The 2,296-nt window shown below is 42.0% G+C and carries 2 protein-coding genes; both read left to right on the top strand.

Annotated features, from left to right (window positions below; genetic code table 11):
* The first annotated feature begins 738 nt into the window (after nt 1-738).
* The gene (locus ACYVD0_RS11165; protein WP_460426882.1) at nt 739-1,515 is read left to right on the top strand and encodes a hypothetical protein; all 777 of its coding nucleotides are present in this window, start codon (nt 739-741) and stop codon (nt 1,513-1,515) included.
* Between the two features lie 37 nt (nt 1,516-1,552).
* A complete protein-coding gene (locus tag ACYVD0_RS11160) occupies nt 1,553-2,044 on the top strand; it encodes a hypothetical protein (protein WP_460426881.1) in 492 nt (163 codons plus the stop codon).
* Nucleotides 2,045-2,296 lie beyond the last annotated feature (252 nt).

Here is a 2,296-nt window from a genome sequence, read left to right as displayed (position 1 = left end):
GACCTGGAGGGCGTGGTGGTCGATTGCCCGACCATCGGAGTTTCGTTTGCATTTCATGGAGGTATTGTCTCTCAATATGACAATACTTTCGATAGGCTTAGTAATGCACACGCCGGAGCCCCGTGCTGGGGAAGAGGCAAATTTTTCGATTTTCATTGCGCTTGAGCGCCTACCCCATTTACAGCCCGCTGCGCGGGACGGAGTGTATTGTCGGCTAACTAGTCGCTCAAACACACACTCGCAAAAAGCGCGCGAGCGGTGTTTAGCTCCGTTACGTTATAATTTTGTGGAGTAGAAAATGACCGATGAGTTTAGTTGGAAAAATTTCAATTTATTACTGAAGTCCAGACAGCATTAATCAACAATGCAATAAATGTTTCTCTTAATGATGACGCAAAGGAAAATAGGCATATATTCTCGGCCACCGGGACTCTTATAAATATGGATGATGCGTTTTACGCTGCTGAGCGTATTCCTGCGAACATGAATGCACACGAGGCAGCATGTGAATTCGTTTGTTTTGTATGTGAAAATCTCCGAGAAGAAGGCCAACGTGTCCCGTCGTGGTTTGCAAGGGGCTAAAAATTATAACAAGGCACTGTTGTCGCCACACTGTGTGTGGCTGGGACCTCCGCAGCTACGCTGCTACGGCCCCAAAGTCCGGCGTTATGCGTCTATGCGACGGAGTGTGTCGTATTGAAGGTGTAACCTGAAGAAAATGAATAAAAGGAATGGTAAATGGATGTTTTGATTGACGATTACTCCAAAATACTTAGAAAAATAAATATAGGAGCCTTTGATCTAGATAAAGACAAGTATTCAGGGGTGTTTTTGCCTGTTCCTTTTGATGAGTACTGGCAGTCAGAGGTAAAGATCATGCTAGTTGGTCGAGAGACTGCTGGATGGAATACTAATAATCAAAAGAATACTATCAAAAGAGTAGTTGATTTTGCCGAAGATGAGAATATGGCTGAGCTAATACACGAGGCTGTTAGCCGGTATAAAAAGCATCTGCCGTTAGATCGAAATGGAAAAGTTATCACAAAGTCGCGAAGTCGTTTTAAGCAGTATTACTTCCGTTTGGCGAAAGAGCTAAGATTTAATCCAAAAGCAATTGTTTACGCGAATCTTTTTGCATGGGATTATGATAAAAAAGCACCTAGGTCACGACCTGTGAATGAGTTGAACGAAATAACATCTATTTCTCAGAAGCTTCTTGCTTCCCAAATCAAGCACCTTAAGCCTGATATTGTGATTTTTGCTGCTGGGTTTTCTGGCATTGATACTGTTATCAAAGGCTTATTTAATAAATATTTTGATGGATATGAGAATTCTGCTCAAGTAATACCTAGGAAACTATGGGAGTTTAAGGCCGCCGATGCTACATGCTTCCGTATCGCACATCCTAGAGCAGCATATGGACACGGAGAGTTCCGAGATATGGTGATCCAGAGAATCAAAGATCGGTTGGCCTGCCAATCGCATAACCAAGCATTGCAGCGGACAAGCCGCTGAATGCTTGGTTAGCGTCACAACATACATCGGAGAGACCGTGGAACAAATTCTAGAAAAATTATCGTCCTATAATATTTTTAATTATCTTTTCCCTGGGGTTGTATTTTGCGTAATTGCTGACCAATATCTTTCATTACCGCTACTGCAGGACTCAATTATAAATGGGTTATTTTTATATTACTTTATAGGGCTAATCATCAGTCGATTCGGCTCTTTAATTTTAGAGCCACTTCTTAAAAAAATCGGAATAGTAAAATTCGCAGACCACTCCGACTTCATCAGCGCAGCTGCTAAAGACCCGAAATTAGAGATACTCTCCGAAACCAACAATATGTATCGAACCGTACTTTCGGCTCTAGTGATTTTGTGCGTACTGCTTATTGGTAAGCACCTTATTGCTGAGAGCCAAAATTTTTCCACCTTCTCAAAGTATGCTTTGTTACCTGCACTAGCGGTGCTGTTTTGTTTGTCGTATAAAAAACAAACCGAATACATTGCAAAAAGAATTTCAGCCAGCAAAAATCCTTAAACTTAGAGGGCATGACTTTGACAGTCAAAAGCAAGATTACTCGCTTCAGGGCTTATCAATTGGAGAGTGCTGGATCTTCATTTTCTTACTTTAATGGAACAACATTTACCCTCCTAGAAGCGCGATATAATGAAGTAAATGAAGAGAGTATTATTAACCCGGCAATCAAATACCCAATCTAAGTGGCATAACGCACCGACGCATGCTGGAAATAGGCAACTACCCGCTCCGGGGTTTTGGCCAGCCAGCTCA

Source organism: Azotobacter armeniacus, from assembly GCF_054779355.1.
Note: the sequence above shows the minus strand (reverse complement) of the source record. Positions and strands in the feature narration are given on the sequence as shown.